The following is a 24,019-nucleotide window of genomic DNA, read 5'->3' on the forward strand; positions in this document are numbered from 1 at the left end:
GACTGGCTGCTGTTACCGGACTGCTTTTCGGATCCGCTCGGTCAGGGTTTGTTCGACGTCGAAATAGCCTTCCCACGCGTCGTCGGACTGCCGAGCTCGCGCAGCGGACGCGTAGACGTCAAAGGCGCTGGCGCTTTTGAAGGCCGGCAATTCATCCCAGGTGACGGGTACGGCACAGGACGCTCCAGACCGGGCTCGGGTCGACCAGGGACATATTGCCGTGGCACCCTGGCCATTGCGCAGATAATCGAGGAACATACGGCCCTTGCGCCTCGCCTTGCTCATGTTCGCGACGAAGCGGGCCGGATCCGTGCGGGCCAGCAATTCGGCGAAGTCCTGGCAGAAGCTCTTGACCTCTTCCCAGTCGGCTTCGGGAACGAGTGGAACGACCACGTGAACGCCTTTGCCTCCGGACAGCAGCGGCCAGGATTGAAGGCCGAGCGCTTCCAGAACGCCCCGGATGTCGAGGGCTGCCTGCTTGACGTCGTTGAAACCAAGGCCCTCGTCGGGATCGATATCGAAGATCATGCGATGCGGCAGTTTCGGCTGCTGGCGCAGGCTGCCCCACACGTGGAATTCCAGCACGTTCATTTGGACGCCGGCGATCAGCCCCGCCAGATCGTCGACCCAAAGGATGCGTCTTTCCTTGCCGGACATCTTCTCCAAATGGCCGTCGTGGATGGCCTTGGGCATGCCTGGCAGCTTGTGCTTCTGAAAAAAGGTCTGCCGCAGATCGCCATCAGTGTCGCGCACCAGTGACAGCGGCCGATCCTGGATATGCGGCAACATCTTCTCAACGACCGCGGCGTAGTAGGCGGCGAGCGTAGCCTTTGTAACCTTGGTGCCGGGATACCTAACCTTGTCCGGATGCGTCAGCTTGACGCCGACCGCGACGGCGACCTCCTTGCCGATCGCCGGATCGAGATTGGCGGCGCCAGGCGTCGCCGGTGTCTTCGGCATTTCCATCGCCACCTGATCGGCTCGCTTGTCTTCGCGCATGCCCTGAAAGCTTGGATGTCGCAGGCTGCCATCTGGTGTGACCTCCGAATACGCAACCTCGGCAACAAGCTCGGGCTTGACCCATCTGGCTCGGCGCGCGATGTCCCGCGGTACGGAGGCGAAGGCCGGCTTATCGAGGCGACGCTTCTCAAGTTGCTCGAGGATGTTCTTGCGCATCGGCTGGGTGAAGCCAGTGCCGACGCGGCCACGATAGATCAGCTTGCCGTTCTCATAGGTACCCAAGATCAGCGATGCCATGCCGCGTCCGGTGTCGCTTGGGCGGTAACCGCCGACCACGAACTCCTGTCGTCTTGTGCACTTGATCTTGAGCCAGGTGGGGGCGCGGTCGCCGACATACCGGCTGTCCGCGCGCTTGGCGATGACACCTTCGTGGCCGCCGGCGCACATGGTGTCGAAGACTTTCTTCCCATTGTCGGCGATATGACTGGAGAATTGCAGGCTGTCGCCGGGCTCCCGCTTGCCCAGAAGGACCTCAAGTCTTTCCTTGCGGTCGAGGAGTGGACGGTTCGACAGATCGTCGCCGTTCAATTCGAGCAGATCGAAGGCATAGAACTTGAGCGGCATGCCCGCGGCGATGCCGGTTTTCAGCATGGAGAAATTGCTGCGACCCTGGCTGTCGATGGCCACGATCTCGCCATCGATAAGCGCGGAGCCCTTGGTCAGCGACCTCAGCGGCGGCACGATCACCTTGAACTGGCGGGTCCAGTCGTGGCCGTTGCGGGTATAGACCACGACCTCCGAGCCGGAGATCGCGGCCTGCGCGCGATAGCCATCGAACTTCATTTCGAAGAGCCAGTCGGCGCCCACCGGTATGTCGTCTGTCAGCGTGCAGAGCTGGAATGGGCGAAACTTGGGAAGCGCGTATGGAGGGATAGATTCCGAGTCCTTGCGCCGTGCGCGCTTCTTGCTGAGAGCGGCCTCTACGGCCGACATAGGGAACTCGCATACATTGTGCGATTCAATACTCTGACCTGAGATTCAGTTCCACTCCGCGCGTCTATCGATTGAACCGGAAGAGCCCGACCGCGTTGTTGGGAACTGCACGCAACCCCTTGGAGGAAGAAATGGCCACTACTCAAACAACTCGCGGACGTAGCCAGGACCGCGCGAAAGTCGCTGGTGGGCAGGATCATGAGGTGAAATACGAGGCGGGCAAGACTGGGGCCACCAAGGCTGGTGTCAAGTCGGCTGTGAAATCGGTCGGCAACAGTCGCAAGAAGGTCGAGGAAAAACTGGGCAAGAAGTGAGCCTCGGCCGCGAGGACAGATGGTCCGCATCGCCACCTTCAATGTGAACGGCGTCAATGGCCGGCTGCCCGTGCTCCTCAAATGGCTCAGGGCAAGGGACTACGACATCGTCTGCCTGCAGGAACTGAAAACGTCGGACGAGAAGTTTCCAGCCGACGCGATCCGCGAGGCGGGATACGGCGCGGTCTGGCATGGCCAGAAATCCTACAATGGAGTGGCCATTCTATCTCGGGGAATGGACCCGGTGGAACGCCGGCGCGGTCTGCCGGGCGATCCTGATGATACGCACAGCCGCTACATCGAGGCCGACGTGGACGGGCTTGTTGTCGGCTGCCTTTACCTGCCGAATGGGAATCCAGCGCCTGGTCCCAAGTTCGACTATAAGCTACGCTGGTTCGACCGTCTGATCAGCCACGGCCAAGTCCTGCTCAAAGAGGGAGCACCAACTGTGCTGTGCGGAGACTACAATGTCGTTCCAACCCCAATTGACGCTGTGGTGCCGCGACGATGGCTAGGCGATGCGGTTTACTTCCCCGAGAGCCGGCGAGCCTATGCCGAGATGCTTGAGAATGGGTGGATCGATGCGGTTCGACGCATTCATCCGGAGAAGGGCGTCTACACCTACTGGAATTTCTCCTACGGCGGTGGCTACGATAGGAGCTCTGGCTTCCGAATGGACCATCTGCTCATTAATCCCTCAGTTTCCGACAGGCTCCGCAACTCCGGTGTGGATGTCGAGTTGCGTGGTGAGGAAAAGCCGAGTGACCATGCGCCGGCTTGGATCGAACTTATCTAGCCCACGAGGCTGCGCGGGGTGCAAATAGCGCATTCCAGGCACCCCGAAGCTAACACCGGCTGAACTCATTAGTTGTTGTATGCTTGCACACGCCCAGGCAGGCATGAGGCCGCTTCATTGACAACGAGCGAAAGTAAAGAACTCCATTTCGACGATGTGGATAACAGACTCTACGGTAAGCTGCATGCTGCACGCCACGACTTGGCTGCTGCTCACAGCTACGGGCTGTTTATCTTAAAGAAGGGGTGGAATGGTCACCCGTATGGGCGCGCGTTCGGAGGGAGCAGGGGGTGGCCACAATTTCCCAAGGAGCTTCTGGATACCTACGACACAGCAGAAGCTGCGCTGCACATGAATGTCATTCGCCTGCGTCACCAAGTTTACGCTCATTCTGACTCCCAGAGCTACTATGTTCGACCCTGGCGATCCGACTACCATAGCGATATCGAGCAGGTGCCGATCTTGGAGTTCGATGCGGCGAGTACCCAAACGCTGGTTACGATGTCCCAGAAGATGATGGCGGCCATTGGCACGGCGATGCATCAGATAAAGGCTCGGTATCCTTAGATCGGTCACTGCGATGCAACCCCACGTCCGACATCCTTGCTGTCGACCCCAGTTGTAATCCTGCACCGATCCATCTGATTCGCGGCTCATTTCGCCTGTCGCCTTCCATGGCGAGATACTGGTATAGAATTTCTATTCGCGGGTTGGGGGGAGGGAGCGTGTTCTTTACAGTATTGCCTGTCGGCGGGCGGCCGCCGAGCAAGGCTCGATCGCGAGCATTTCTAATCAGCGACAACTGGGACGATTGGTTCGCATTCTCGACCATGTATTTCCTGACCTACATCGATGCCGATGGTGAGAGTCGGGACATCGGGTCCGTGAAAATCGGCCAAGTCGGGATGGAGAAACCTCAGCGGCGTCCCGACATTCCAGAGCGCTTCGAGGCCTTGGAGGAGCAATTTTTCTCTTTGGGCCAGGACGATACCTATTATGCCGCGCTGAACGAAATCGGGCCCGAGCTACGCGACCGAATCCTCGAAGGCCTCAGGGACCTCGCTTTCGATTCGGATCTTTTTGAGCGCGCGCTGCAGGAGCGTGTCACGGGACTATCGCTGCTTCGTTCCGTGTCGACGCAGGCGGTGCGTGGGCAGTACCGCCGCATGGCACGTGGTGGGGCTCGCGTCACACCCTTCGAATTCTCATACAGGATGCCTCGCGATCGCAGGTCGATTACGCAGCGGGTGGAATTGACGTTTGGGGTGTTTCCCGAAGTTCAGCCACCGACCAACATCCATGTCATCACGGGGCGGAACGGTGTGGGCAAGACCTACCTGCTAAACTCGATGACAGAAGCGTTCTTGGATGACAACGATCGCGCAAAGGGGCGCTTCGTCGTCAGTCACGACGACGAAGACGCCGGCTCATTTACAGGGCTCGTGTCGGTCAGCTTCAGCGCGTTTGACGATTTCACTCCAATCAGCGTTCCGAGGGACAAGTCCTCTGGTCCGCAATACTCAACCCACTCCCCTGTCGTGTTGCAGGAGGTGCCAATGAGTTGCGTCTGGAAGATTCGACGCAACGGACGCACTGTCGTCGCCGAACGTCCAGAAATTGAGACCTTTGGTGAGAACGTGGAAATTCTGACCCGCGAGGTCTTCGGCTTGGAGGTAACAGGGTCCGGCTTCCATAGGATGCTGCGAGATCAGGTGGCGGCGGGTGGCGACTTCGATGAGATCGTCGAACACTTCGTCGGTCAACTTGGCCTCGAAGGCCAGGCGATCGTTCGAGGCCTTATCGCTGCACGCGACGCGAATGGCGATGACTGATGTGGAAATTGCCAAAGCCCGAACAAACGGCCGAAGATGTGTTCACCACGACGATCAGCAAGGTGGCAAATGAGGACCTCAAACAGCGCCTTGTGAGCGTAACCGCTGCAATCGTTGGCGCCTCGATCGAGTTCGATGACGCGGCCTCCAACAATGAGATCCACACCATTGCACCGAGTGCGAACATCGACGGTATTGTAACAGTCAAGGAAATGTCGAGGGTCTACACTGGCAGATTGGCCGCGAAGGGGGCCCCTGGCCGGACCGTCTATGATGAACTAATGGCCGCTCCGAAGCACGGCCGATGCCCGCTCTGTGGCCAACACGTGGTCTCAACCCTCGATCACTATTTACCGAAAACTCAGTTTCCTGCGCTCGCGGTAGCCCCGTGGAACCTGATTCCGGCCTGTCATGACTGTAACAAGGCCAAGTCGGATGTCCGGCCATTGACGGCGAGCGAAGAGACTATCCATCCCTACTATGACGATATCGAAGGCGAGCCCTGGCTTGTCGCTGAAGTCGTCGAAGGTACGCCTGCGGCTCTGCGGTTCCTCGTTTCCCCACCAGCCGGCTGGAGCGAAATCTTGACCTCCCGGGTCCAGCGCCAGTTTAAGATGCTCAATCTGGCGAGCCGATATGCGGCAAAGGCCGCACAGGAACTTACCGAACTAAGCGATCTGATGAACACAAACTATGCAGATGGCGGCGCGGACGATGTGCGCTCACTTCTGCAGAGCACGGCGAACAGCTGTCGGCTGGTAAATGTGAATGGTTGGCGGACGGCCTCCTACCAGGCGTTGGCCGACAGTGACTGGTATTGCCGAGGCGGCTTCGCGGCGGGTGTAGCATGAGGAGGATTATAAACGGGGTCGTGTACGATACCGAAACCTCCGAGCGATTAGCCCGAGGCGACCACGGCGACGACAGGTCGGATGCCTCCTGGACGCTTTACCGGACACCAAGCGGCGTGTTCTTTGAGCTGCTGGCAGGTCATGATGGTGTGTTGGAGGGGTTCTTCCCCCTGACGGACCTGGAGGCGCGAAAGTTCCTAGAGCGCCATGCCAATGATCGGGTCGAGCAGTATTTCGGGCCCGCTCGCGAGGCGACGCGCTCGCTGTTTTCGCGCCGGACGATTATTGCGGCGGCTGACGTTCTGGAGAACCTGACGCAGGCTGAAATCAGTGCGCTGCTCACCGACTTTGGGCCCAGCGTTTACGAGAATATCGGAGGTGGTAGCGCAAAAGCACGGATGGTTGAACTGAAGCAGTTCATCGATAGAAATCCGAGACATCCCGTTGACGATGGACTACTTGAAAACGCGCTGGTTGAACGCGCGGCTGCGCGTCTTCCCGCCGTCAAGCCAGTATATGAATGGTCGAAGCCGACCGTTGAGAAGCCCGAGTTTCAAAGGCTCCGCTACGGACTGGAGCAAGACGGGTTCACAGTATCGGATGGCATTCTCCGGCGCAGCCTTCCCACGGACATTGGGCTCCCGCAAACCGATTCCGAGTTGCTGTTGCTTCTAAAGCAGCATCGGTTTGAGGTGTCGCGTGGTCACCTTGTTCAGGCACGGGATGCTCACGCCCGGGGAAATTGGGCGTCCGCAAACGCTGCTGTCGAATTGTGTAAGTTCGTTTGTGCTTGGGGGCCAAACGGGAAGCGATGCATACCCAAACTGAAGCAACCGCTGTCCTGTGCCGGTTTTGCGTACGGCGTCCGCCACAGCCGGCCAAACGAAGTGCGCCTTGGGCGCCGCAAAGGCGCTGACGGAAATGATGTAGTCAAAAGAATGCATGCCGCGACAGCGACTACATTGTTGTAGCCTTTTCAACAGCGTAGGAATCCGACGGTATTTGGAACGGTATTATCGAACTCATTGATAGAAATTATATAATAAATTCAATTCGTTGATGCTCCAGTTGATCATCGAGTGGGAGTGACCTGGAGTAGAAAAATGTTTCGGATAGGCTGGGATAAAGAAGAAGCGATAGTTCTCGTCCGTCCCCGATTGTCTCCGATACACTGAGTTGATCCACTGCAGGACTGTGAGCGTGGGGATCGTCAGGCGCCGTACTGCTCCCATAGCCCCGCATGTGCAGCGCAATGGCGCGAAAGCCAGCGGCGGCGATCCCTCCATCTGTCGCGGCCACCCGCGCCATGTGTCGGGGAAGCCATGGCAGAACAAGACGGACGGCCCATCGCCCAGATCGCACCGGACCCTGGCGTCTCGGTTGCACCAGCGGCGTCGACATACTGGTCAACAATGCCAGCATCGTGCCCTTCATCGCCTGGGACGATGTCGACCTCGAGCATTGGCGCAAGATCATCGACGTCAATCTCACGGGCACCTTCATCGTCACCCGTGCGGCGACCGACAAGATGCGGGCGGCGCAAGGCCGGACGCGTCATCAGCATCGCCTCCAACACCTTCTTTGCCGGCACACCGAACGTGGCGGCTTATGTCGCTGCCAAGGGTGGCGTCATCGGGTCGAGCCTGGTTCCAAGCCGGTTGAGGCGCTTGTCGTCAGTCCATCGACAGTATCAGCCTGCGGTATCTTCATCCGTGATAAGCGAATTCGCCAGCCGTCGTCCGAGGGCGGGGCTGGTGCGCCATGAGGATCATGCCGGGCGCGAATCTTGGCGCCGGCCCAAAAACGTCGATTGGCCTCCCGTCGCTGGCTTCACGGACGTGTTCCGGCTCGCTTTCGCGAATTCGTTCGATCGTTGCGGTCCCGGTGCCGCTGCGGTAATCTAAGCTTGATTGGATGAGACGCATGCCTCCTGTCGTTAGTGCAGGGGTTCCATCCTGTCTGGGCAGATTGTGAACTCTTTAACAGACCTCCGCGCCGCAAGCTGCGTTCTAGGCGCCGACAGGTCATAGCGTTAGGGGTTTTGCCATGCTGCGACGCTGCGCGCTGATTGCAGCCTTGATTCTCGTCGGCCTCACGACAGTGCAGGCGCGAGCCGATCGAAGGGTTGCGCTTGTCATCGGCAATTCCGAATATCGCGAAATTCCGGCCCTCAAGAATCCTGACAAGGATGCCGAGGATGTGTCGAGCACATTTCGGCTGGCCGGGTTCGACGTGTTCGTCGCCAAGGATCTCACCAAGGTTCAGTTCGAGAAGGAGTTCCGCAATTATCTCGCGGCGGCCGATGGGGCCGACCTGGCGGTCGTCTATTATTCGGGCCACGGCTTCCAGATCGGCGGCGAGAACTTCCTGATCCCGGTCGATGCCTCGCTCAAGGCCGCGGCCGATATCGAGGTCCAGGCGGTCAAGCTCGACGATGTGCTGCAGCAATTGCGCGCCAAATCGAAGATCCAGGTGATCATCCTCGATGCCTGCCGCAACAACCCGTTCCCGCGCAAAGACTATTGGCTGCGCGACCAGTTGATCGCGGCCGGCGGCACCGGCCTCGCCCAGGTGAAAAGCTCGCTGAACACGCTGATAGCTTTTGCCACCGAGCCCGGCTCGGTCGCCTATGACGGGTCCGGCGATCTCAGCCCGTTCTCATCCGCCTTCTCGCGCCGCGCGTTGGCGCCGAACCAGGAGATACGCGCGGTCATGGCGGCCGTCCGCCGCGACGTGGTCGAGGCGACCAAAGGCGCGCAGGTTCCGTGGGAGAATTCCTCGCTGATCGACGAGGTGGTGCTGATGCGCCGGGCCAGCCGGCCGGCGCTGCCGCCGGTGCTGGAGAAGGTCGTGCCGTCGGGCGTCGGGCCTGTCGCGCTCGACCTGCCGCAGCCGGTCGATGTCGACGGCGGCGCGGTCACCATCAGCATCGAAAGGCCGCCGGCGCTGGGACGACTGATCCTGGACGGCAAGCCGGTCGCGACGGGCGAGCCGATCGAGGGCAAGGATCTGCCGCGGCTTCAGATGGACGTGCCGAAGAGCGCCGACGCCGAGGACCAGGTCGATATGCTGGCCTATGCCACGCATGACGAATGGGGCGGCGGATCGCAGGGCATCCTGGTGTTCAGGGTGAAGAGCGGCGACGGTGCCGTGGGCAAGCAGCTCGTGGCCTCGCTGGAGTCCGAGCAGAAGCAGGAGACGGTGGAGCGCGGCATCCACATCACCGGCGCCGCCGAGGCGATCGATAACCGCGACGTGAACGTTCCCGTCGGTGTCGGGCCGGTTCCGCTGAAGCTGGATTTTCCGACGAAGGATCCGGCGGTCAGCCTGAAGCTCGCGAGCTATCCGGCGACCGGGACGCTTTCGTTGCCGGACAGAACCTTGTCTCCCGATTCCAGCGTGATGGCCGCTGAGGTCGACCACTTGCGGTACGAACCCCAGATAGGCACCGTCAAACCGCTGATCGTCGGCTTCGAAATCCGGGCGGACAACACCTCGTCGAAGCCGGCGACGATGAAGCTGTCGCCAAGCGTCGATCCGTGCGACCAGGCTGCCGGCGAGCCGCTCGACCTACAAGGTGTCGTGCCCGGCCTGTTGCCCAACGAGATCGGCGCCAGCGCGGTGGATTCCTGCGAAGCGGCAGTGAAAGCCTATCCCGATGTCGCCCGCTTCCACTACGAACTCGGGCGCGCGCTGCTCGCCGCCGGCAAGGTCGACGAGGCGAAGAAAGCCATCAAGGAGGCTGCCGACAAAGGGCATGTCCGCGCCGTGTTCGAGCTTGGCTACCTCAACGCAACGGGCACGGGTATGCCCGCCAACCGCAAGCAGGCCAATACTTTCTATGCGGCCGCGTCCGACAAGGGCGACCCTTATGGCATGACCTCATGGGGCCGCGCCTTGTTCAACGGCTACGGTGTAGACCGCGATACCGGCAAGGGGCTTGATCTGCTGCTCAAGGCGGCGGCGATGGGCCATACCTATGCGATGAACGATCTTGCGGCGATCTTCACCGAGGGCCGCAACGGCGTGCCCGCCGATCCAGCGCGCGCCGTGGCCTTCCTCAAGGCTGGCGTCGAGCGGCAGGACATGTATTCGATGAACCTGCTCGGCCGCAATTATCTCGCCGGCACGGGAGTCGACAAGGACCCCAAGGCTGCACTCTCGCTCTTCCAGAAATCCATGGATCTCGGTCAGCCTTACGCTCCTGGCAGCCTCGCGCGCATGTACAGGGACGGTGTCGGCGTGGGCCAGAATCTGCCCGAAGCACAAAGGCTGTTCGAGGTGGCGACTGACCGAGGCGACCAGTCTTCTGCCTATGATCGCGCGGCTCTGGAGATGCAAAAGGGCGATAAAGCCGACCAGGCCGTGGCTGTGCGCTATCTTGCTTTCGCGGCGGCACTCGATCTTCGCAACGAAATTCCGGATGCAAGGGCTACCCTTGGGAAATTCGGAGTCAAGGCCAAGACAGCGGCCCTGAAACAGATGCGTGAGGAACTCAAATCGAAGATTTCGGCAGCCGGCTCGTTGGATGATCAACTGGTCAAGACGGCCAGGGCGATCTGGGAACAAGCCAATCCGCGCCGGGACTTGTTCTGATCAAGAGGAGACAACGTGGTGGGCTGGGCATCAAAACAGGCGGTCATCGCAACATTCCTATCCCTCGCGATTGCTGGGTGTACGACCGTGGCGCCTAGAATCGAGCCGGCGCCGACCACGAAACATCGTGCGAAGGCCGTTCGAACGACGACCTCGCCGCGGGTGGTCAAGCAGAAGAAGGTGACTGCAAAGAAACTGATCAAACCGGTCAACAACGAAACCGCACCCGTCATTGCTCCTTTGGGCGGCAGCGGCGGCGGCGGCGGTGGCGGCGGCGGCGGCTGGGGATAAGACCTCCACAACGCACGACGCTCCCTTCAATATGCACTATTGGGCACCGCATTCACAGCCTGCCCTAGCCGCTCGCCAGACCGACGATCAGCTTGCGCTCAATGCGCTGCGCGAAAAATTCCGAAGCTGGCGACGGATGGGCCGATCTTTTTCGATCGCCCGGTCAAGTTCGGCGACGCGGCGATCGACGATCAAGGGGGAACCGCTTTTCAGCCCGGTCGAAGGGCTCTACAAGTCGGTCTGGCAAGGCAAGCACTGCGACGGCTGTCATCAGTGGAACGAGACGCGCCTGTGCGAGCAGGCGAAGAATTTCGCCGCCAACGACGTGTCCGTCCTGCGGCTGCAGCATCCGCTTGGCACCCGCTTCAAGGTCGCTTTGGCCAGATGGGCGCAAGGCGGTTGCCAATGAGCGTGGATCAGGGCTTTCCGAGCCCTGTGTGGAGCAACGCCTAAAGCGCCTCGCGATCTTTCACATTCGCTCCATGCGCTTTAGTTTTTGATTTTACGCATGTCTTTGTCCCGAAACCGCACTTTCGGGAGACATGCTAATACGCGTCGACCGATTGTCGTTGCGCTTCCATCTCCACCATCTGGATGCCCATTTCGACGAAGGTCGAAAGCACGCCAAAGCGGTCCGCCGTCGAGACGCGGGCCAGCCCCGCCAGGATACCGGCGTTGACGGCGTGGGCGGCGGGAAATCCGGTCGATATCATGTCGAATGCCGGGTCACGCCACGCCGCCGCCAACGCGATCCACGCGGCCGGCGTCGCCGGCGACGGATCGACAGCCTGGCCCAAGGCCGCGCGATGGCGGGGGTTGCCGGGCTCGCCGACCCAGTCGCTGACCAGCGCCAGCAATTCGAGGTCCCTGTCGACTAGGAGTTCCGAGAGATTGCTCAGGCATTCATGCCCCCACCAGACCGCGGCGCGTTCGGGCAGCAGATAGGCACAGAAGGTGACGGCTTCCTCCGGCACGCGTCCGGCAAGCAGGGCGCGGCAGAACTCGAGCGGTGCTTGATTGGCGGCAGTCGACTTCATGTCCCTGGCAATGGCGGGACAGGCAAGGAAGAGATCCCTTGCGCTTCTGTAACCGAGTTCATTGGCCATGGCTGCCACACCCCGAGCACCGGCTGAACAGCACTCAAGCCTGCGGCCGGGCGCCGGTCAAGCGTTAGCTTTAGCAGGCTCCGGCATCCGGCAACGTGCGTTTGTTCACAGACAACCGCCTCGCGATTTGATATGGTTCGCGCCAGGAAAATCCGCTCATAAGGAGTGACGGTCATGCGGTGGGGCAGCTCAGCCTTGGCATTGGCGGCCGTGCTTTTTTCGACGCATGCGTTCGCCGATCCGCTTCAGAAATCCGAAGACATCGTGAAATTTTTCGCTGGCCAGGCCAATCTTGGCGCGTCGCGCGGCATCTGCGTCGGCACCGCGGAAGAGTGCAAGAGCAAGGCTGATAAGAGTGGGTCGCCGCCCAAGGGCGCCGGCCTCGACATGATGATCAATTTCGCGCTGGATTCAGCACAGCTCGACCAGACCGCGCGCACGGAACTGGACGAGTTCGCCAAGGCGCTGAAGGACAACCGGTTGAGCACGTTCAGCTTCGTCGTCGAGGGTCATACCGACGCGACCGGCACGGACAGCTACAATCAGGGCCTGTCGCAGAGAAGGGCGCAATCGGTGGCAGCCTTCCTGACGGCGAACGGCGTCCAATCCACGCGGCTCGAGGCGATCGGCCTCGGCAAGTCGCACCCGCGCGTCGCCAATCCCTACGATCCGGTCAACCGCCGGGTGGAAATGCGGATCAGGACGGAATAAGCCGCCAGCGCGGGACATCTATCCGGGCTCCATTGTATCCTCGATCGAGCCTATCAGCGCGGTGATCGCCTGCTTGTATTTCTCGAACTCCGGCGAGGTCTGCCGGACTTCGGTCGTGGTTGTCGCCGGCTGGCCCTGATCGGTCGCCACGCGCAGCACTTTCTGCCCCATCTTCCGTTCGGCCCAGTCGACGACGTAGCTCGCGGTCTTGCCGGTGAGGAACGGGTTGGCCTGGATCACGGCTGATCCGAGCACGGCGCTTAATTGCGTCGAGCCCGGCGCCGCCAGAACCTGGGCAGCCCCTTCCATGCCGAGGAAATGGCAAAGATAGAGGCGGCCGGCGGTGATCTGGTGGCCGCGGGCGCGCAGATAGGCCTCGCCTTCGCGTGCCAGGTTGCGCACCATTTCGCGTGACAATGTCGCATCATAGCGAAGCGCGAGCAGGTCGGCCGTCGACAGCGACCGGGCAAGGTCGGGCCGATAGGTGTTCATCATCCGGATCCAGGTCTTGGAGATGAACTGGCCGGCACCGGTGGCCGAGGAAAGCGGGTTCTTGGCTCGCGCGCTGCCGCCGCTTTCGACATGCACGATCCTGTCGGTCAGCGTCTCGACGGCGGCGTCGCCGGAACCGCCGGAACTGACGGAGACCGCGGTGGCGACCGTGGTGACCGTGCCCAGCGGATCGATCGCCTCGCCGTTCTGGTAGAGTTCGAAATGCAGATGCGGGCCGGTCGAAAGCCCCGTGGTGCCGATATAGCCGATGACGTCCCCGGCCTTCACCTTGGTGCCGACGCCGCTGGCGATGGCGAATTTCTGCATATGCGCGTAGCGCGTCTCGCGACCGTTGGCATGCGTGATCTTCACCATGTTGCCGTAGCTGCCGCCATCGCCCTGGAAGGAGATCTCGCCATCGAAGGCGGCCATGATAGGCGTGCCGACCGGCGCCGCCCAGTCGACGCCCTTGTGGATGCGGACCGTGCCGAGGATCGGATGCTTGCGCGGGCCGAAAGTCGAGGTCATCACGCCGGCGACCGGCGTGACCATGCCGTTGGTGACGGTCAGGGAGCGCACCTGGTCGTCGCCGGTCACGCAGGCATACTGGCCGTCGCTTTGCTGGAAGACGAAACAGTCGAGGCTCTTGTCCGCGCCCTGGACGCCGACATAGAGCACCCGCCCGGAGATCTCACCCTGGCCGCGCGGCGTCTGCGAATAGATCAGCACCAGGCGCTGGTCCTCGCTGGCGAAGGTGTCGAGGTCCTGCCCGCGCGACAGATACATGATCGCCTCGCCGATCACGCTGGTCGGCACCTTGTTGCGCGCCGCGGTCGAATAGATCGCGTCGAGCAGGCGGTACTGCCGCTTCGGCCCGCCCTGGTCGGAAGCGCCGGAATAGTTGAAGAGATCCTCGCGGACCCAGGGGTCGACGCCCGACACGAAGGCCCCGGCCGCATTGCGCGTCAGCGTGCCGACATAGACGTTCTTGGCGTAGATGGAGACCTGCATCAGCGACATGACCGTCGTCTCGCGGTTCGCCCGAAACCCGCGCATGGCCACGACAAACCCGGCTTCCAGCCCGTCGCGATTGAACAGCGTCTTCAGCGCTTCGCCGGCAAGCTTGGCATCGTCGGCGGAGAAATGCCCGTCGAGCGCCACGCTGTCCAGGCTGCGGTCGTTGAGGATCTTCACGAAAGTGTCCTCGGTCGCTTCGAAGCGTTGATATTCGCTGGTGACGGTCGCGACGCTCGTGTTGTTCTCGATCGCGGTTTTCTTGAACGCGGGAAGCGCCGCTTCCCCCTGGTCGATGGTCTCGCCCCAGCCGGCCTCGGGGTCGTTGGTGTCGGCTTTGGGCGCCGAGCCGACGTCGCTTTCGTCCGGCGCCGCCTGGAGGTCGTTCTGCAGATCGCCCTGTTGATCGGCCTGCTGATCGTCTGGCGCGACGGCCGGAGCCGGCGATGCCAATTGCTCGTCACTGGGTGTCGTCGCCGAAGGTTTGGGAGCTGCCTGTCGCTGCGCCTGGAAGAAGGCGAAATCCTCCTGCGTCGAGGGGATCGTTGTCATGAATTTTTCGCTGGCGCTCAGCATCACGTCGGTCAGGATTTCGATCTGTGGCGAAGCCCCCGAACTGTCGAGCTCGGCCGGACGCGCCACGGTCTTGCCCTTCGTTGCCGTGTCGGCATCGGGCGCAAGCGTGATCCACATCGGATCGCCGGCCAGATCGATGATCGCCGGCACATAGACAGAGGCGTCGGGTGGCACGTCTTCCATGCCCTCGACCGGATGCAGCTCCTCGTCCTCGTCGCCGAACGACCAATAGTCCTTGGTCAAATAAAAGCCGGTGGCTGAGGCAACCATGGCGAGCGTGGCAAGGCCGGCAAGGACTCGGCGCCAGAGCTTGCGCCGGCGCTCGGCCAGGCGCGCCTGCTTCTTCTGCCTGAAGCTCGTGTCGATCGAGTGCGTCACGGGCTGTTTCCGGTCAGGAAATAGGTCCAGCGCACCTGCTCGAGCGTGTCGACCTCGACGAAGCGCGCCGCGATATGGCCGCGCTGCCAGCACTCCTCGATGCCGCGTATGGAGAAGCGCCGCCGGTCGATGCACATCTCGGTCGATCCGTTGAGGATCGCGTGGCCGAAGACGTCCGTCGCGTAGAGGTAGATGTAGCGGTTGGCCAACTCCTCGCGGATGACGTTGACGCACTGATTGGCGCCGATCGTCCACCAGCCATCCGTCTGGTCGGCATTGTCGACCTTCTGCCCGACGGCGAGATTGACGACGTCGAGCGTCTGGTTGCAGACGGTGAATTCGGCATGCGCCTTGCCGGGCGAAAGGATTGCGAGCAACACCGCGCCGAGCAGCGCGGCAAGCGTCGTCCGGCCCAGCACGTCTGGCAGCAATCGGAGCCGGCTACGCTGCTGGCGTGGCGAGGGCTGGCACATTGAACGCGGGCGGCGAAGGTCCATCGGCGTTCATGCTACCCGCCGAGCCGGAAATAGGTGGCCGTGGCCGAGAACTGCGATCCGTCGGCCTCGATCTCCTGGAGGATCTTGGGCAACAGCTCCGAAGCCGGTGTCGGCCTGGAGAACATCGCGGCCTGGATGTCCTTGGGCCCGGTGATCACCAGCATGATCTGCGGCACCGCCTTGCCGGCGGACTTGTCCGGGGCGGCAAGGCCGATCGGGATGTTGAAGGTCAGCTTGCCGGTTTGCGGCACCATGCGGTCGTCGAGGTTGAAGGCGACGCCCTTGTGGTCGATCAGCATGACATTCGAGATAAGCCCGCCGCCCGTATAGAGCGCGCCGCTGACCGGCGTGCCGTCCGGCACCGATGTCCGGTCGAGGACAAGCTGCGGCTTTTCGGCCGAGCTGCGGTCGAGGAAGCGCAGGAAGGTCGGCACGCCGCACTGCGACGGGGTGATGAGGCGCACGCTGATATCCGGTTCGACATGGAACCTCGTCTGGAAGTCGTTCAGCAGTTGCTCGAAGGGCGGCACCGCGGTTCCAAATCCCTCGATCGCGGGAGCGGCACCGGCTCGCGACGTCACATTCGCGTAAAAACAGCTGCCGCCACTGAAATCGCGCACCCAGGAGCGTTGGTCGTTCAACTTGGCCACATCATCTTGCGGTGACGGAAGCGCCGGCTTTGGCACATTGATGGCGACGTCGGTTCCAGGCTGCTTGGTTGCCGGCGGCTGCGGTTGCTCTGCCGGCTGTGTTGGCGCGATCGGCGTCTCCGGCTGGCTGGCTGGCTGGGTCTGTGCCTTCGGCGCGGACGGTGAAGGGGTCGGCTGCGCCGAAGCCTGGCTTTGGGGAGCCGGGGACGGGGAAGTGGCCGGCTTGGGCAGCTTGGAAAGCTTATCCACGAGGTCTTTCACGCTGAGCTTGGCCGCCGGCTTATTTGTTTCCGGCGCCGGCTTGTTTTCAGCCGCCTGGGTCGGTTCTGGAGTCTTGACCGCCGGCGGCTCGCTGGTCGGCTGCGCCGGCTGCTGACTCTCCGCGGCCTTCGGCGCAGGCGTTGGCACAGGCGTAGGCGATTGCGCAGCGGACGGCTGCGCAGCTTTTGCTTCGACCTCGGGCGCATTCGCCTGATTGTTGGCTTCGCTCTCCGGCTGAGTTGCAGGCGGTGCCGGCTTCCCGACGGGCGTCTTGGCCGCGTCGGGTTGGGCGGACGGCTTCGCTATCTCGATGGTGGCTGCGCTGTCCGGCTTTTGCGCTTCTGGCTGAGGCGCGGCCGGCGCCTGCGGCTGGGGTTTCGCCGGCTCCGGTTGCTGCGCTTCAGCCACTGGTTTGGCGGCTTCCGCGACCGGCTTCGGGGTCAGCGGCTTGGATTTTTCCGCGACCGGCGGCGGCGCCAGGACGCCGCTGAAATAAAGGCCGGTCCCAACCAGGACAGCGAGCGCCCCGACGCCGCCGGCGATGGCCGGCATCCGCGAAGTCTTTTTCGGCGGGGCCGGTTTGGACGCGCTGGCGGGAGCCGCGGCCGGCGCAGGCCGTGGCTCCGACAGAAGCGCTGGACGCACATGTTCGACGAAGCGCGGCTCGCCGGGGGGCGGCGGCGCCGACGGCTGGGGTTTAGAGCCGGGCAGCGCCGTCCAGCCGGCGCGCGGCAGCCCCGGGCGTTCGTGGGCGCCAAACGGAGCTGGCGGCGGCAACGTCGCCTCGAGGTCCTCGCCGCGCGTCGCCCTGGCGATCTCGGCCATGCTGGCTGGCCGGTCGCGCGGATCCGGCTGCAGCATGGCTTCGATGAGTTCTTGGAAGTCGGGGTCGATATCCGACAGGTCTGGCACGGTCCGGCGCTTTTCGATGACCTCGTATTGCGATCCGCTCATGTCGAGCGGCTTGCCGCGCAGCGCCGCGGCCAACACCAGGCCGAGGCTGTAGATATCGGATTGCTCGCTGACGTCGCCGCCATAGAGGCCGAGCTGCTCCGGCGAAACATAATTGTATTTGCCGGCGAACCTTCCACCGATCAGCGTCTCGCCGCCGGTCGCCGAGCGCGCGATGCCGAAATCGATGATCTTGGCGCGATCGACCCGCCCGCCCGGCAGGATGATGTTGTCCGGCGAAAGGTCGCGGTGCACAGCGCCCGCCTGGTGCACGGCGCTCAACCCGGAGGCGAGGCGATGGCAAAGCCGGCGCACGTCGTCCGCAGGCATCGGCCCGCGCCGCATGATATCGAATAGCGATTGGCCGTCGACGAACTCCATCGCGAGATAAGGACGGCCGATTCCCGTATCAATCGTAAAAACGTGGTAGCGCACCACCGCGTCATGCGAGAGATGGTTGAGGATCGATGCTTCCTTGCGGAAGAGCGACAGGATCGTCTGGTCGCGGGCGAATTCGGGCAGCACGATCTTGATCGCCACATGGTCGCCGGTCTGGATGTTGTGGCCGCGATAGACTTCGCCCATGCCGCCGGAAGCAATCCGCTCGTCGAGTTCGTAGATGCCGCTGAGCTGCGTCCCGACCCCCGCATAGGCGATGTTCGTCGCTATCCGCGTCTTGTCGTCGTCGCTCATCTGGCCAGGCCCTCCACTGCGGACCGATCCGAATGGAGCGCGCCGTTGCGCCCGCCGCCGACCCTCACGAGCACGATGGTCACATTGTCGGTGCCGCCGCGCGCCAGCACCATGTCCAGCAGGTTCTGACAGGCCGCCCGCGGCGTGGCGGATTTGACCGCGGCCTCGATCTCGGGATCGCTGACATGCGCCGTCAGTCCGTCGGTGCCCAGAACGAAAACATCGCCGGGCATCAATTCGCCCTGCTGGAAATCGATCTCCAGCTCGTCGCTGACGCCGACCGCATGCGTGATCACGTTGCGGCGCGGCCAGGTGAGCGCCTCCTCCGCGCTGATCATGCCGCGGTCGAGCAATTCCTGTACCTCGGTGTGATCCTTCGAAACCTGGAAGATCGCGCCGTTGCGCACGAGATAGATGCGGCTGTCGCCGGCCCACAGGCAGGCGAAGCGACCATCCATGGCGAGAAGGGCTGCAAAGGTCGAGCCGATGGTGATGCCGCGCGATCGCGATATGCCGCGGATCTCGGCATTGGCGCGGCTCAGCCGGTCCTCGAAGCGGGCACGGAGGTCCGGCGCCGAGCTTGCAATGCCGATGGTCGCGAGGTGGTCGACGATGCTGGCCGAGGCCACTTCGCCGGCCTCATGCCCGCCCATCCCGTCGGCCACCACCCACAGGCCGGTCTGCGGTTCGATAAGGTAATTGTCCTCGTTGTGGTCGCGCACGCAGCCCTGGTGGCTCACGCCGAAGCTGTCGATGGGGAGGGCGACAGTGCTCAATTTGCCACCAAGCGCTCAGCAGGCGTCCTCTGTGACCAACCATGGGCCGCGTGCCCACGCCACTTTGCCACAAGCGCATACTTTAGAGTACCGAAATGAAGGCTGGATCCGGCCATGTCAGAACGCCTTCGGACAGCTGAAGCCGGACAAGGCCGGCAGCAGCAACGGGTTGGCGCCCGACCCGACCTGCATCGTATAGGCGACGTCGCGTCCGCCAATCACGAAGCGCGCCTCGGTGTTGGAACCGTCGCCAGTGACGGTCGCCTTGTCGAACAGCCGCTTCAACGCCCACGGGCCTTCGAATTTGAGCGCGGACTCGCGGCCCGGCATTTCCGGCGCCAGGCTGAGGCTCGCCGATCCGGAAGCGGCGCCGCTCGGCCATGTCACGATGCTCGGCGCGTTGCCGGCCTGGGCGCTCTGCACCGTCTGCCCGTCCACATTGAGCACCGCGCTGTCGGCTTCGCTGTTCAGCGAGGTGGGCGTGAAGGTGATCGACACCAACGGCGTCGATCCGCCCGACGGAAAGAAGGCGGCGCGGATTTCCGCGGCCGACTGGAACGCCTTCAAGGTCGATTTTGCCAGGTCCTTGCTGGAACGCACATTCTGCTTCCAGCTCCATTCCTGCCCAGTCATGTCGATCAACGGTGCAAGGTTCTGCGCGAAGAAACGGTCCATCAAGCCGCCAGGCGCGAACAGCTTCGCGAAATCCGCCATCGGGATGTCCTCGCTGCTGTCGCGAGCGAAGGGATAGCGGCCGTTGACCGCCTCCTCGCAGGCGCGCGTCACCGTCTGGTCGAGGGTCTGGTTGAGGTTGGCGACGGAGGTCTCGGCGACATTGCCCTCGAATTCGTCCGCCGCGGCATTGACCATGCGCGCCAGCGGTTTGGGCAGGCGCGAGACATTGGCGCGCAAGGTCGAGATCTGCAGCTGCAGATTGGCGTTGACGCGTTCGGTCTGCGAGGGGACGTCGGCAGCGAGCTTCAGGCTCTGGAAGATGTCGTGGAAGTTCTGCGTCAGCGCGTCGAGCGGCCGGCGTCCGGCCGCTCCGCTGACCAGCGCCTGGAACGGCCGGAACTGCGCCTCGACGCTCGCGCCGGCGTTCTGCGCGACGACCGAGCTAGCGCCGGCGCGGCTCTGCGACTTGCCGCCGGCGACCTGCAGGCCGATGCGGGCCAGGCCCTTGGCCATGGCGGCGGGATCCTGCTGCGCGGTGCTGGTCTCGCTCTCGACGGCCGTGTCCTTGGTCAATGCGGTTTCATCGGCTATCGCCGTGAACAGCTGGTCGAGAGGCGAATCCGGCGACGCGACGGCCGAAAGCGCCAGATAATGCGGCTTGTCCTTCAGCATCGCCTTGAGCTTCAGCTGGTCGAGCACGCCGTTCCAGGCGGCGGCGAATTCCTTGCCGTAGCGGTCGATGAGCTCAGGACCGAGCTTGGGCAGGTCCTGGTCGATGCCGCCCTGTTCGCCACCGCCACCGAGCACCCAGCGGTCGTCGACGAGCGTCTGCGCCATGCGCGAGAGCTGTGGCAGGAAGAAGCGGTTGAAACCGGCACGTGTGTAAAGGCCGGCAACGTGAAGATCGGCGAGGTCGGTGCCGTCCATGCGCTCGAACAGCAGCTGCGCTTCCGGACCGGCTTTGGCGGCGACGGAAAAATCCTGCAGCCTTGCCGCGTAGACCGCCGATTTGATCTGCGCCGAGGCGCGGTCGGCGAGGCTCATGCGCCCCAGCGAACGTTGCGCGGCCTCGACCAGCGGCTGGTTGAGCGCGAAGACCGGATCGTAGGCGTCGTCGAGCGTAAGCATGGCGCGCAGATGCATTTCGAGCTGCGCGCGGCCCTCGCGGTTGTTCTCGCCGGGGTAGCGGTTCTCTTCCCAGTCCTGCTTCATCCACGATACGATCAGCTCGTCGTCGACCTTCGGCGCCTTGCCGCCCAGCATCAGGTAGATCTTCAGTGGCTCGTAGAGTGCGATCGGATCGGCCATCCTGGCCTGGATCGTCCGCTCGGCCTGCACCAGCAACCGCGAGCGGAAGGTCCGCTCCAGCGCCTGCCGGTAGGCGGTCTTGGAGGCCGACAACAGCCTCTCGCGTTGGCTGAGCCCGAACGTCTCCTCGATCGGCTTGCCCTGGTCGCCGTTGTCGAAACCGGCGGGCAGGCTGCGCAACTGGTCAAGCGGACCGATGACGTTTTCGAGGTCGACGTCGCTCACCGTCGTGCTTTTCAGCAGGGAATCGGCGCTGTCACGATAATGCGCCATGGCTTGCCTGGTGGAGGCGATCAGCTGCTTGTTGGCGAAGAAGCTGAGGCCGAGCACGCCGAGCGCCGCCAACGCCGCCAGCGCGATCACGGAAAGGCCGCCGAACCTGGCAAGCCTTGCGCGCCGCTCGGCGGCCCTGTCGAAAGACACCCAGCCCGATTCCGGGAAGATGACTTCGGTCAGCAGGTCGTGCAGGAAGAAGCTCTTGCCGGCGCCGGAAAGGTGCGCCTGGGAAGCGCTGCCGAAACTGCGGTCGATCGCGCCCAGCACCTGGTCGAACGGCGTCCCTTCCTGGGTGCCGGACGAGAAATAGAGCCCGCGCAGACTGACATTGACCTGCGACCGCGAGGTGTCGAACAGGTTGCCGACGAACTGCGTTACCCGGCTCTTCAGGGCGCCGAACTGCGCCGGAAAACCGAACAGCGCGATCCGCGCCACCGGGTCGGTCTCTTCCTGCAGGCGGTCCGCGACCTCCTCGGCGAGCCGCTTCGCCAATCCGTCGAATTCCGCCGGCGCTTCGCCGGCCATGTTTTTGGTGCGGTCGGCGGTTTGGAATGTCGCTCCCCACACCTTACGCCGGCGCGCCTCGTCGAAATCGCCGAAATAATCCATGAAGCCGGCGACGAGGTCGGCCTTGGTGAAGAGCAGATAGACCGGAAACTGGATCTTCAGCGTCTCGTGCAACTCGCGCAGGCGGCTCCTGATCTCGGTGACATGCGCGTCGAGCTGCCGGTCGTCGAAGCCGATCAGATCGGCAAGGCTGATGGCGAGAATAACGCCGTTGATCGGTTGCCTGACGCGGTTTTTCTTCAGCAGCCCCAGGAAGGCGAGCCAGCTTGCCTTGTCGCGCTCGCGGTCCGACTCCTGCGTCGTATAGCGGCCGGCCGTGTCGATCAGCACCGCTTCGTCGGTGAACCACCAGTCGCAGGACCGCGTGCCGCCGACGCCGGCCACCGGCTGCGCGCTGCCGGAGCCGGCAAGCGGAAATTTCAGCCCGGAATTGACCAGCGCCGTGGTCTTGCCGGCGCCGGGCGGGCCGATGATGATGTACCAGGGAATGTCATAGAGGAAATTGCGCTTGCCGCTCGTCCGCTTCAGCGTCGCGATGGCTTCGCTCATGCGTGCCTCGAGCACCTGTGAATCGTCGTTGCGCTCGTCGCTGCGCGCGATGGCCGTTTCGAGCGCCTTTTGCGCCTTGCGCCGCTGCCAGAAGCGGACCCCGTAGAACAGCGCAAGCACGGCGACGGTGACGCCGATGATCGTGGCCCTGATCCACACAGGACCAAGTGGGTGCGTATCGGCAAAGCGGATCAGCGGCCCGGCGTACCAGACCGCCGCCGAGAAACCGGCAAGCGCAGCCAGGCTGAAGATCCGCAGCATCCAGCGCATTAGTCGCCGTTCTCCGCCGCGCCGGTCTGCAAGGTCTCCTGTTTCGGGATCATCACGTCGACGCGGCGGTTCTTGGCGCGGCCGTCCGCCGTTCCGTTGTCGGCGATCGGTTCGTCCTCGCCCTTGCCGTCGGCATTGAGCCGCGACGGGTCTTTCAATTGCCCGGCCATCATTGCCCGGACGGCCTTGGCGCGAGCGACGGAGAGATCGAAATTCGATTTGAACGTGCTCGACTTCTTCGGCTTCACATTGTCGGTGTGGCCGATGATGTTGATCGGTCCGGGTTCAGCGTTGAGCGCCGTGGCGATGTCGGCGGCGATCGGCTGGAACTGCGGCTTCAGATCCGCCTGGCCGGATGCAAACAAGAGCTGGTTGTTGATCTCGACGACGATGAATTCGCCCTTCTCGCCGACGCTCAGTCCGCCGTCGGCGATTTCCTTGGCAAGTGCGGCGCGGATACGGTCGATCTGGGCGGTATCCGGAGCCGCGGGCTGTGGCGGGGTGGCTGGCACCGGCTCAGTGGGCGCCGCCACACTGGCGCGCTCGATGGTGACGGGCGTCGACGGATTGAGCGCCAGCAACTCGCCGGCGGTCGCGTCGCCTTCGTCGGTGATCAGCACCCGCAATCCGAAGAAGGCCGCTGTCACCAGCGTCGCCGCGGCGGCTGCGACCGCCCAGAGCGGCAGCCGCGCCCTTGGCTTCGGCAACGCCGCCGCCATGCCCTGCCAACGGGGCGAGATGTCCTGGTCGGCGCGCGGCCTGAAGTAGCGCAGCGTGTCGTAGACGTCGCGCCGGACACGTTCGAGCGCGTTACGTTCGCCCGCCAGCCCCCGATACTGGCCTTCGAAGCCCAGCGACAGGCAGGCATGCATCAGTTCGAGCAGGTCGTAATGCGCTTCCGGCTTGGCGAGGATCTTGTTCAGGGCTTCGAAGAAGCCGGCGCCCGTCGGTTGGGTGTGGAAGAACTGTGCCACCAGGCTGTGCGGCAGCCAGTTGTCCTTGCTCGGCCAGGGCAGATTGCCGACAAGGTCGTCGGCGGTTTCGCAAAGCGCGAATTTGGCGATCCGCGCGTCTTCCTCGCCAATGCCGGCTTTCGCGATTGCGCGGTCGAAGGTCTCGACCGCTTCGGCAATGTGTTCAGCCAACGGCGCCGCTTGCCGTTCGACCGGCATCAGCCGCAACTGGCCGAACAGCATCAAGAGCGGGGCCGCGGCGGCAAGGAGCGGATTTGCCGCGGCATATTTCACGCCGGCGGTAGCGTCGAGCAGGGCCTCCTGCTGCACACCCGGCGCCGCAGCTACCCCCGGTGTCGGTGGTTGAAAGAGCACGGTTCCGGACGACCAGCCGGTGGGCATCTGCCGGCCGCCGCCGGGGTCGAACACCGTTGATTCACGGGCAGGCGACGGAGCAGGCCGGCCGCTTTGCGGGCCGGAACCATCGGGAGCGGCAAGCGGCCTTGCCTTTGGCCGCGGGGCTCGGATGACGGTTTTGTCCGCCGGCCTGGAGGGATCGTCCTTTGAGCTCATCGGCGCCGACCAGACGTCGAGTTGCAATGAGCGGGCGTTTGCCTGGAGAAACGCGTTTCAGGCTGAACCTCGGCGGCGGGCCGCAGGGAAAGGCTCATCTCGCCGAAACA

Annotated in this window: 19 protein-coding genes; 11 read left to right on the forward strand and 8 right to left on the reverse strand. The window is 63.2% G+C overall.

Annotated features, from left to right (window positions below):
* Positions 1-12 precede the first annotated feature (12 nt).
* On the reverse strand, positions 13-1,953 hold the full coding sequence (ligD, locus tag EN869_RS27575; RefSeq protein ID WP_126101818.1) for a DNA ligase D: 1,941 nt from the start codon (positions 1,951-1,953) through the stop codon (positions 13-15).
* A 131-nt stretch (positions 1,954-2,084) separates the two neighbouring features.
* Between ligD and EN869_RS27580 the strand changes: the two genes are divergently transcribed.
* The 10 genes from EN869_RS27580 to EN869_RS27625 all read left to right on the forward strand — a co-directional run bounded on the left by EN869_RS27580 (position 2,085) and on the right by EN869_RS27625 (position 11,042).
* Positions 2,085-2,267, forward strand: coding sequence for a DUF3606 domain-containing protein (locus EN869_RS27580; protein WP_126101817.1), 183 nt, complete (start codon positions 2,085-2,087; stop codon positions 2,265-2,267).
* A 19-nt stretch (positions 2,268-2,286) separates the two neighbouring features.
* Positions 2,287-3,063: an exodeoxyribonuclease III gene (xth, locus tag EN869_RS27585; RefSeq protein WP_126101816.1), complete on the forward strand. Its 777-nt coding sequence runs from the start codon at positions 2,287-2,289 to the stop codon at positions 3,061-3,063.
* Positions 3,064-3,180: 117 nt separating this feature from the next.
* The gene (locus EN869_RS27590; RefSeq protein WP_126101815.1) at positions 3,181-3,630 is read left to right on the forward strand and encodes a hypothetical protein; all 450 of its coding nucleotides are present in this window, start codon (positions 3,181-3,183) and stop codon (positions 3,628-3,630) included.
* A 158-nt stretch (positions 3,631-3,788) separates the two neighbouring features.
* On the forward strand, positions 3,789-4,895 hold the full coding sequence (locus EN869_RS27595) for a hypothetical protein (RefSeq protein WP_126101814.1): 1,107 nt from the start codon (positions 3,789-3,791) through the stop codon (positions 4,893-4,895).
* Positions 4,895-5,746 (forward strand): HNH endonuclease, encoded by an 852-nt coding sequence (locus EN869_RS27600; protein WP_126101813.1) that lies wholly within the window; start codon positions 4,895-4,897, stop codon positions 5,744-5,746. The genes EN869_RS27595 and EN869_RS27600 overlap by 1 nt, the downstream gene beginning before the upstream one ends.
* Before the next feature lie 20 nt (positions 5,747-5,766).
* Positions 5,767-6,717 carry a hypothetical protein gene (locus EN869_RS27605; protein ID WP_126101812.1) on the forward strand — a complete coding sequence of 317 codons (951 nt, stop codon included), beginning with the start codon at positions 5,767-5,769 and terminating at the stop codon, positions 6,715-6,717.
* A gap of 452 nt (positions 6,718-7,169) precedes the next feature.
* Positions 7,170-7,511: a hypothetical protein gene (locus tag EN869_RS35255; protein ID WP_245489553.1), complete on the forward strand. Its 342-nt coding sequence runs from the start codon at positions 7,170-7,172 to the stop codon at positions 7,509-7,511.
* 281 nt (positions 7,512-7,792) lie between these two features.
* Positions 7,793-10,342, forward strand: coding sequence for a caspase family protein (locus tag EN869_RS27615; RefSeq protein WP_127229473.1), 2,550 nt, complete (start codon positions 7,793-7,795; stop codon positions 10,340-10,342).
* Between the two features lie 18 nt (positions 10,343-10,360).
* Positions 10,361-10,633, forward strand: a complete 273-nt coding sequence (locus tag EN869_RS27620; protein WP_245489552.1) for a hypothetical protein — start codon at positions 10,361-10,363, stop codon at positions 10,631-10,633.
* On the forward strand, positions 10,608-11,042 hold the full coding sequence (locus tag EN869_RS27625) for a hypothetical protein (RefSeq protein WP_245489551.1): 435 nt from the start codon (positions 10,608-10,610) through the stop codon (positions 11,040-11,042). The genes EN869_RS27620 and EN869_RS27625 overlap by 26 nt, the downstream gene beginning before the upstream one ends.
* A gap of 136 nt (positions 11,043-11,178) precedes the next feature.
* Here the strand turns inward: EN869_RS27625 and EN869_RS27630 are convergent, their stop codons facing one another.
* Entirely contained in the window at positions 11,179-11,739 is a 561-nt protein-coding gene (locus tag EN869_RS27630; RefSeq protein ID WP_245489550.1) for a hypothetical protein, read from the reverse strand.
* 174 nt (positions 11,740-11,913) lie between these two features.
* Between EN869_RS27630 and EN869_RS27635 the strand changes: the two genes are divergently transcribed.
* A complete protein-coding gene (locus EN869_RS27635; protein WP_189341258.1) occupies positions 11,914-12,450 on the forward strand; it encodes an OmpA family protein in 537 nt (178 codons plus the stop codon).
* Between the two features lie 18 nt (positions 12,451-12,468).
* Here the strand turns inward: EN869_RS27635 and EN869_RS27640 are convergent, their stop codons facing one another.
* The 6 genes from EN869_RS27640 to tssL all read right to left on the reverse strand — a co-directional run bounded on the left by EN869_RS27640 (position 12,469) and on the right by tssL (position 23,765).
* Entirely contained in the window at positions 12,469-14,910 is a 2,442-nt protein-coding gene (locus EN869_RS27640) for a M23 family metallopeptidase (protein WP_127229470.1), read from the reverse strand.
* Positions 14,907-15,407 (reverse strand): DUF1036 domain-containing protein, encoded by a 501-nt coding sequence (locus EN869_RS27645; RefSeq protein WP_167507092.1) that lies wholly within the window; start codon positions 15,405-15,407, stop codon positions 14,907-14,909. Before EN869_RS27645 ends, EN869_RS27640 begins: the two co-directional genes overlap by 4 nt.
* Positions 15,408-15,418: 11 nt before the next feature.
* Positions 15,419-17,962, reverse strand: coding sequence for a serine/threonine-protein kinase (locus tag EN869_RS27650; RefSeq protein WP_127229469.1), 2,544 nt, complete (start codon positions 17,960-17,962; stop codon positions 15,419-15,421).
* A complete protein-coding gene (locus tag EN869_RS27655; protein WP_127229468.1) occupies positions 17,959-18,738 on the reverse strand; it encodes a PP2C family serine/threonine-protein phosphatase in 780 nt (259 codons plus the stop codon). The genes EN869_RS27650 and EN869_RS27655 overlap by 4 nt, the downstream gene beginning before the upstream one ends.
* 117 nt (positions 18,739-18,855) lie before the next feature.
* Positions 18,856-22,383 (reverse strand): type VI secretion system membrane subunit TssM, encoded by a 3,528-nt coding sequence (tssM, locus tag EN869_RS27660; protein ID WP_127229467.1) that lies wholly within the window; start codon positions 22,381-22,383, stop codon positions 18,856-18,858.
* The gene (tssL, locus tag EN869_RS27665; RefSeq protein WP_348630863.1) at positions 22,383-23,765 is read right to left on the reverse strand and encodes a type VI secretion system protein TssL, long form; all 1,383 of its coding nucleotides are present in this window, start codon (positions 23,763-23,765) and stop codon (positions 22,383-22,385) included. Before tssL ends, tssM begins: the two co-directional genes overlap by 1 nt.
* Positions 23,766-24,019 lie beyond the last annotated feature (254 nt).

This window comes from Mesorhizobium sp. M2D.F.Ca.ET.226.01.1.1, from assembly GCF_004022705.2.
Taxonomy (GTDB): domain Bacteria; phylum Pseudomonadota; class Alphaproteobacteria; order Rhizobiales; family Rhizobiaceae; genus Mesorhizobium.

What these genes read in the sequence shown, in the direction of transcription:
- ligD (WP_126101818.1), bottom strand. Translation starts at nt 1,953, where the DNA reads ATGTCGGCCGTAGAGGCCGCTCTCAGCAAGAAGCGCGCACGGCGCAAG.
- EN869_RS27580 (WP_126101817.1), top strand. Translation starts at nt 2,085, where the DNA reads ATGGCCACTACTCAAACAACTCGCGGACGTAGCCAGGACCGCGCGAAA.
- xth (WP_126101816.1), top strand. Translation starts at nt 2,287, where the DNA reads ATGGTCCGCATCGCCACCTTCAATGTGAACGGCGTCAATGGCCGGCTG.
- EN869_RS27600 (WP_126101813.1), top strand. Translation starts at nt 4,895, where the DNA reads ATGTGGAAATTGCCAAAGCCCGAACAAACGGCCGAAGATGTGTTCACC.
- EN869_RS27615 (WP_127229473.1), top strand. Translation starts at nt 7,793, where the DNA reads ATGCTGCGACGCTGCGCGCTGATTGCAGCCTTGATTCTCGTCGGCCTC.
- EN869_RS27630 (WP_245489550.1), bottom strand. Translation starts at nt 11,739, where the DNA reads ATGGCCAATGAACTCGGTTACAGAAGCGCAAGGGATCTCTTCCTTGCC.
- EN869_RS27635 (WP_189341258.1), top strand. Translation starts at nt 11,914, where the DNA reads ATGCGGTGGGGCAGCTCAGCCTTGGCATTGGCGGCCGTGCTTTTTTCG.
- EN869_RS27645 (WP_167507092.1), bottom strand. Translation starts at nt 15,407, where the DNA reads ATGGACCTTCGCCGCCCGCGTTCAATGTGCCAGCCCTCGCCACGCCAG.
- EN869_RS27650 (WP_127229469.1), bottom strand. Translation starts at nt 17,962, where the DNA reads ATGAGCGACGACGACAAGACGCGGATAGCGACGAACATCGCCTATGCG.
- tssM (WP_127229467.1), bottom strand. Translation starts at nt 22,383, where the DNA reads ATGCGCTGGATGCTGCGGATCTTCAGCCTGGCTGCGCTTGCCGGTTTC.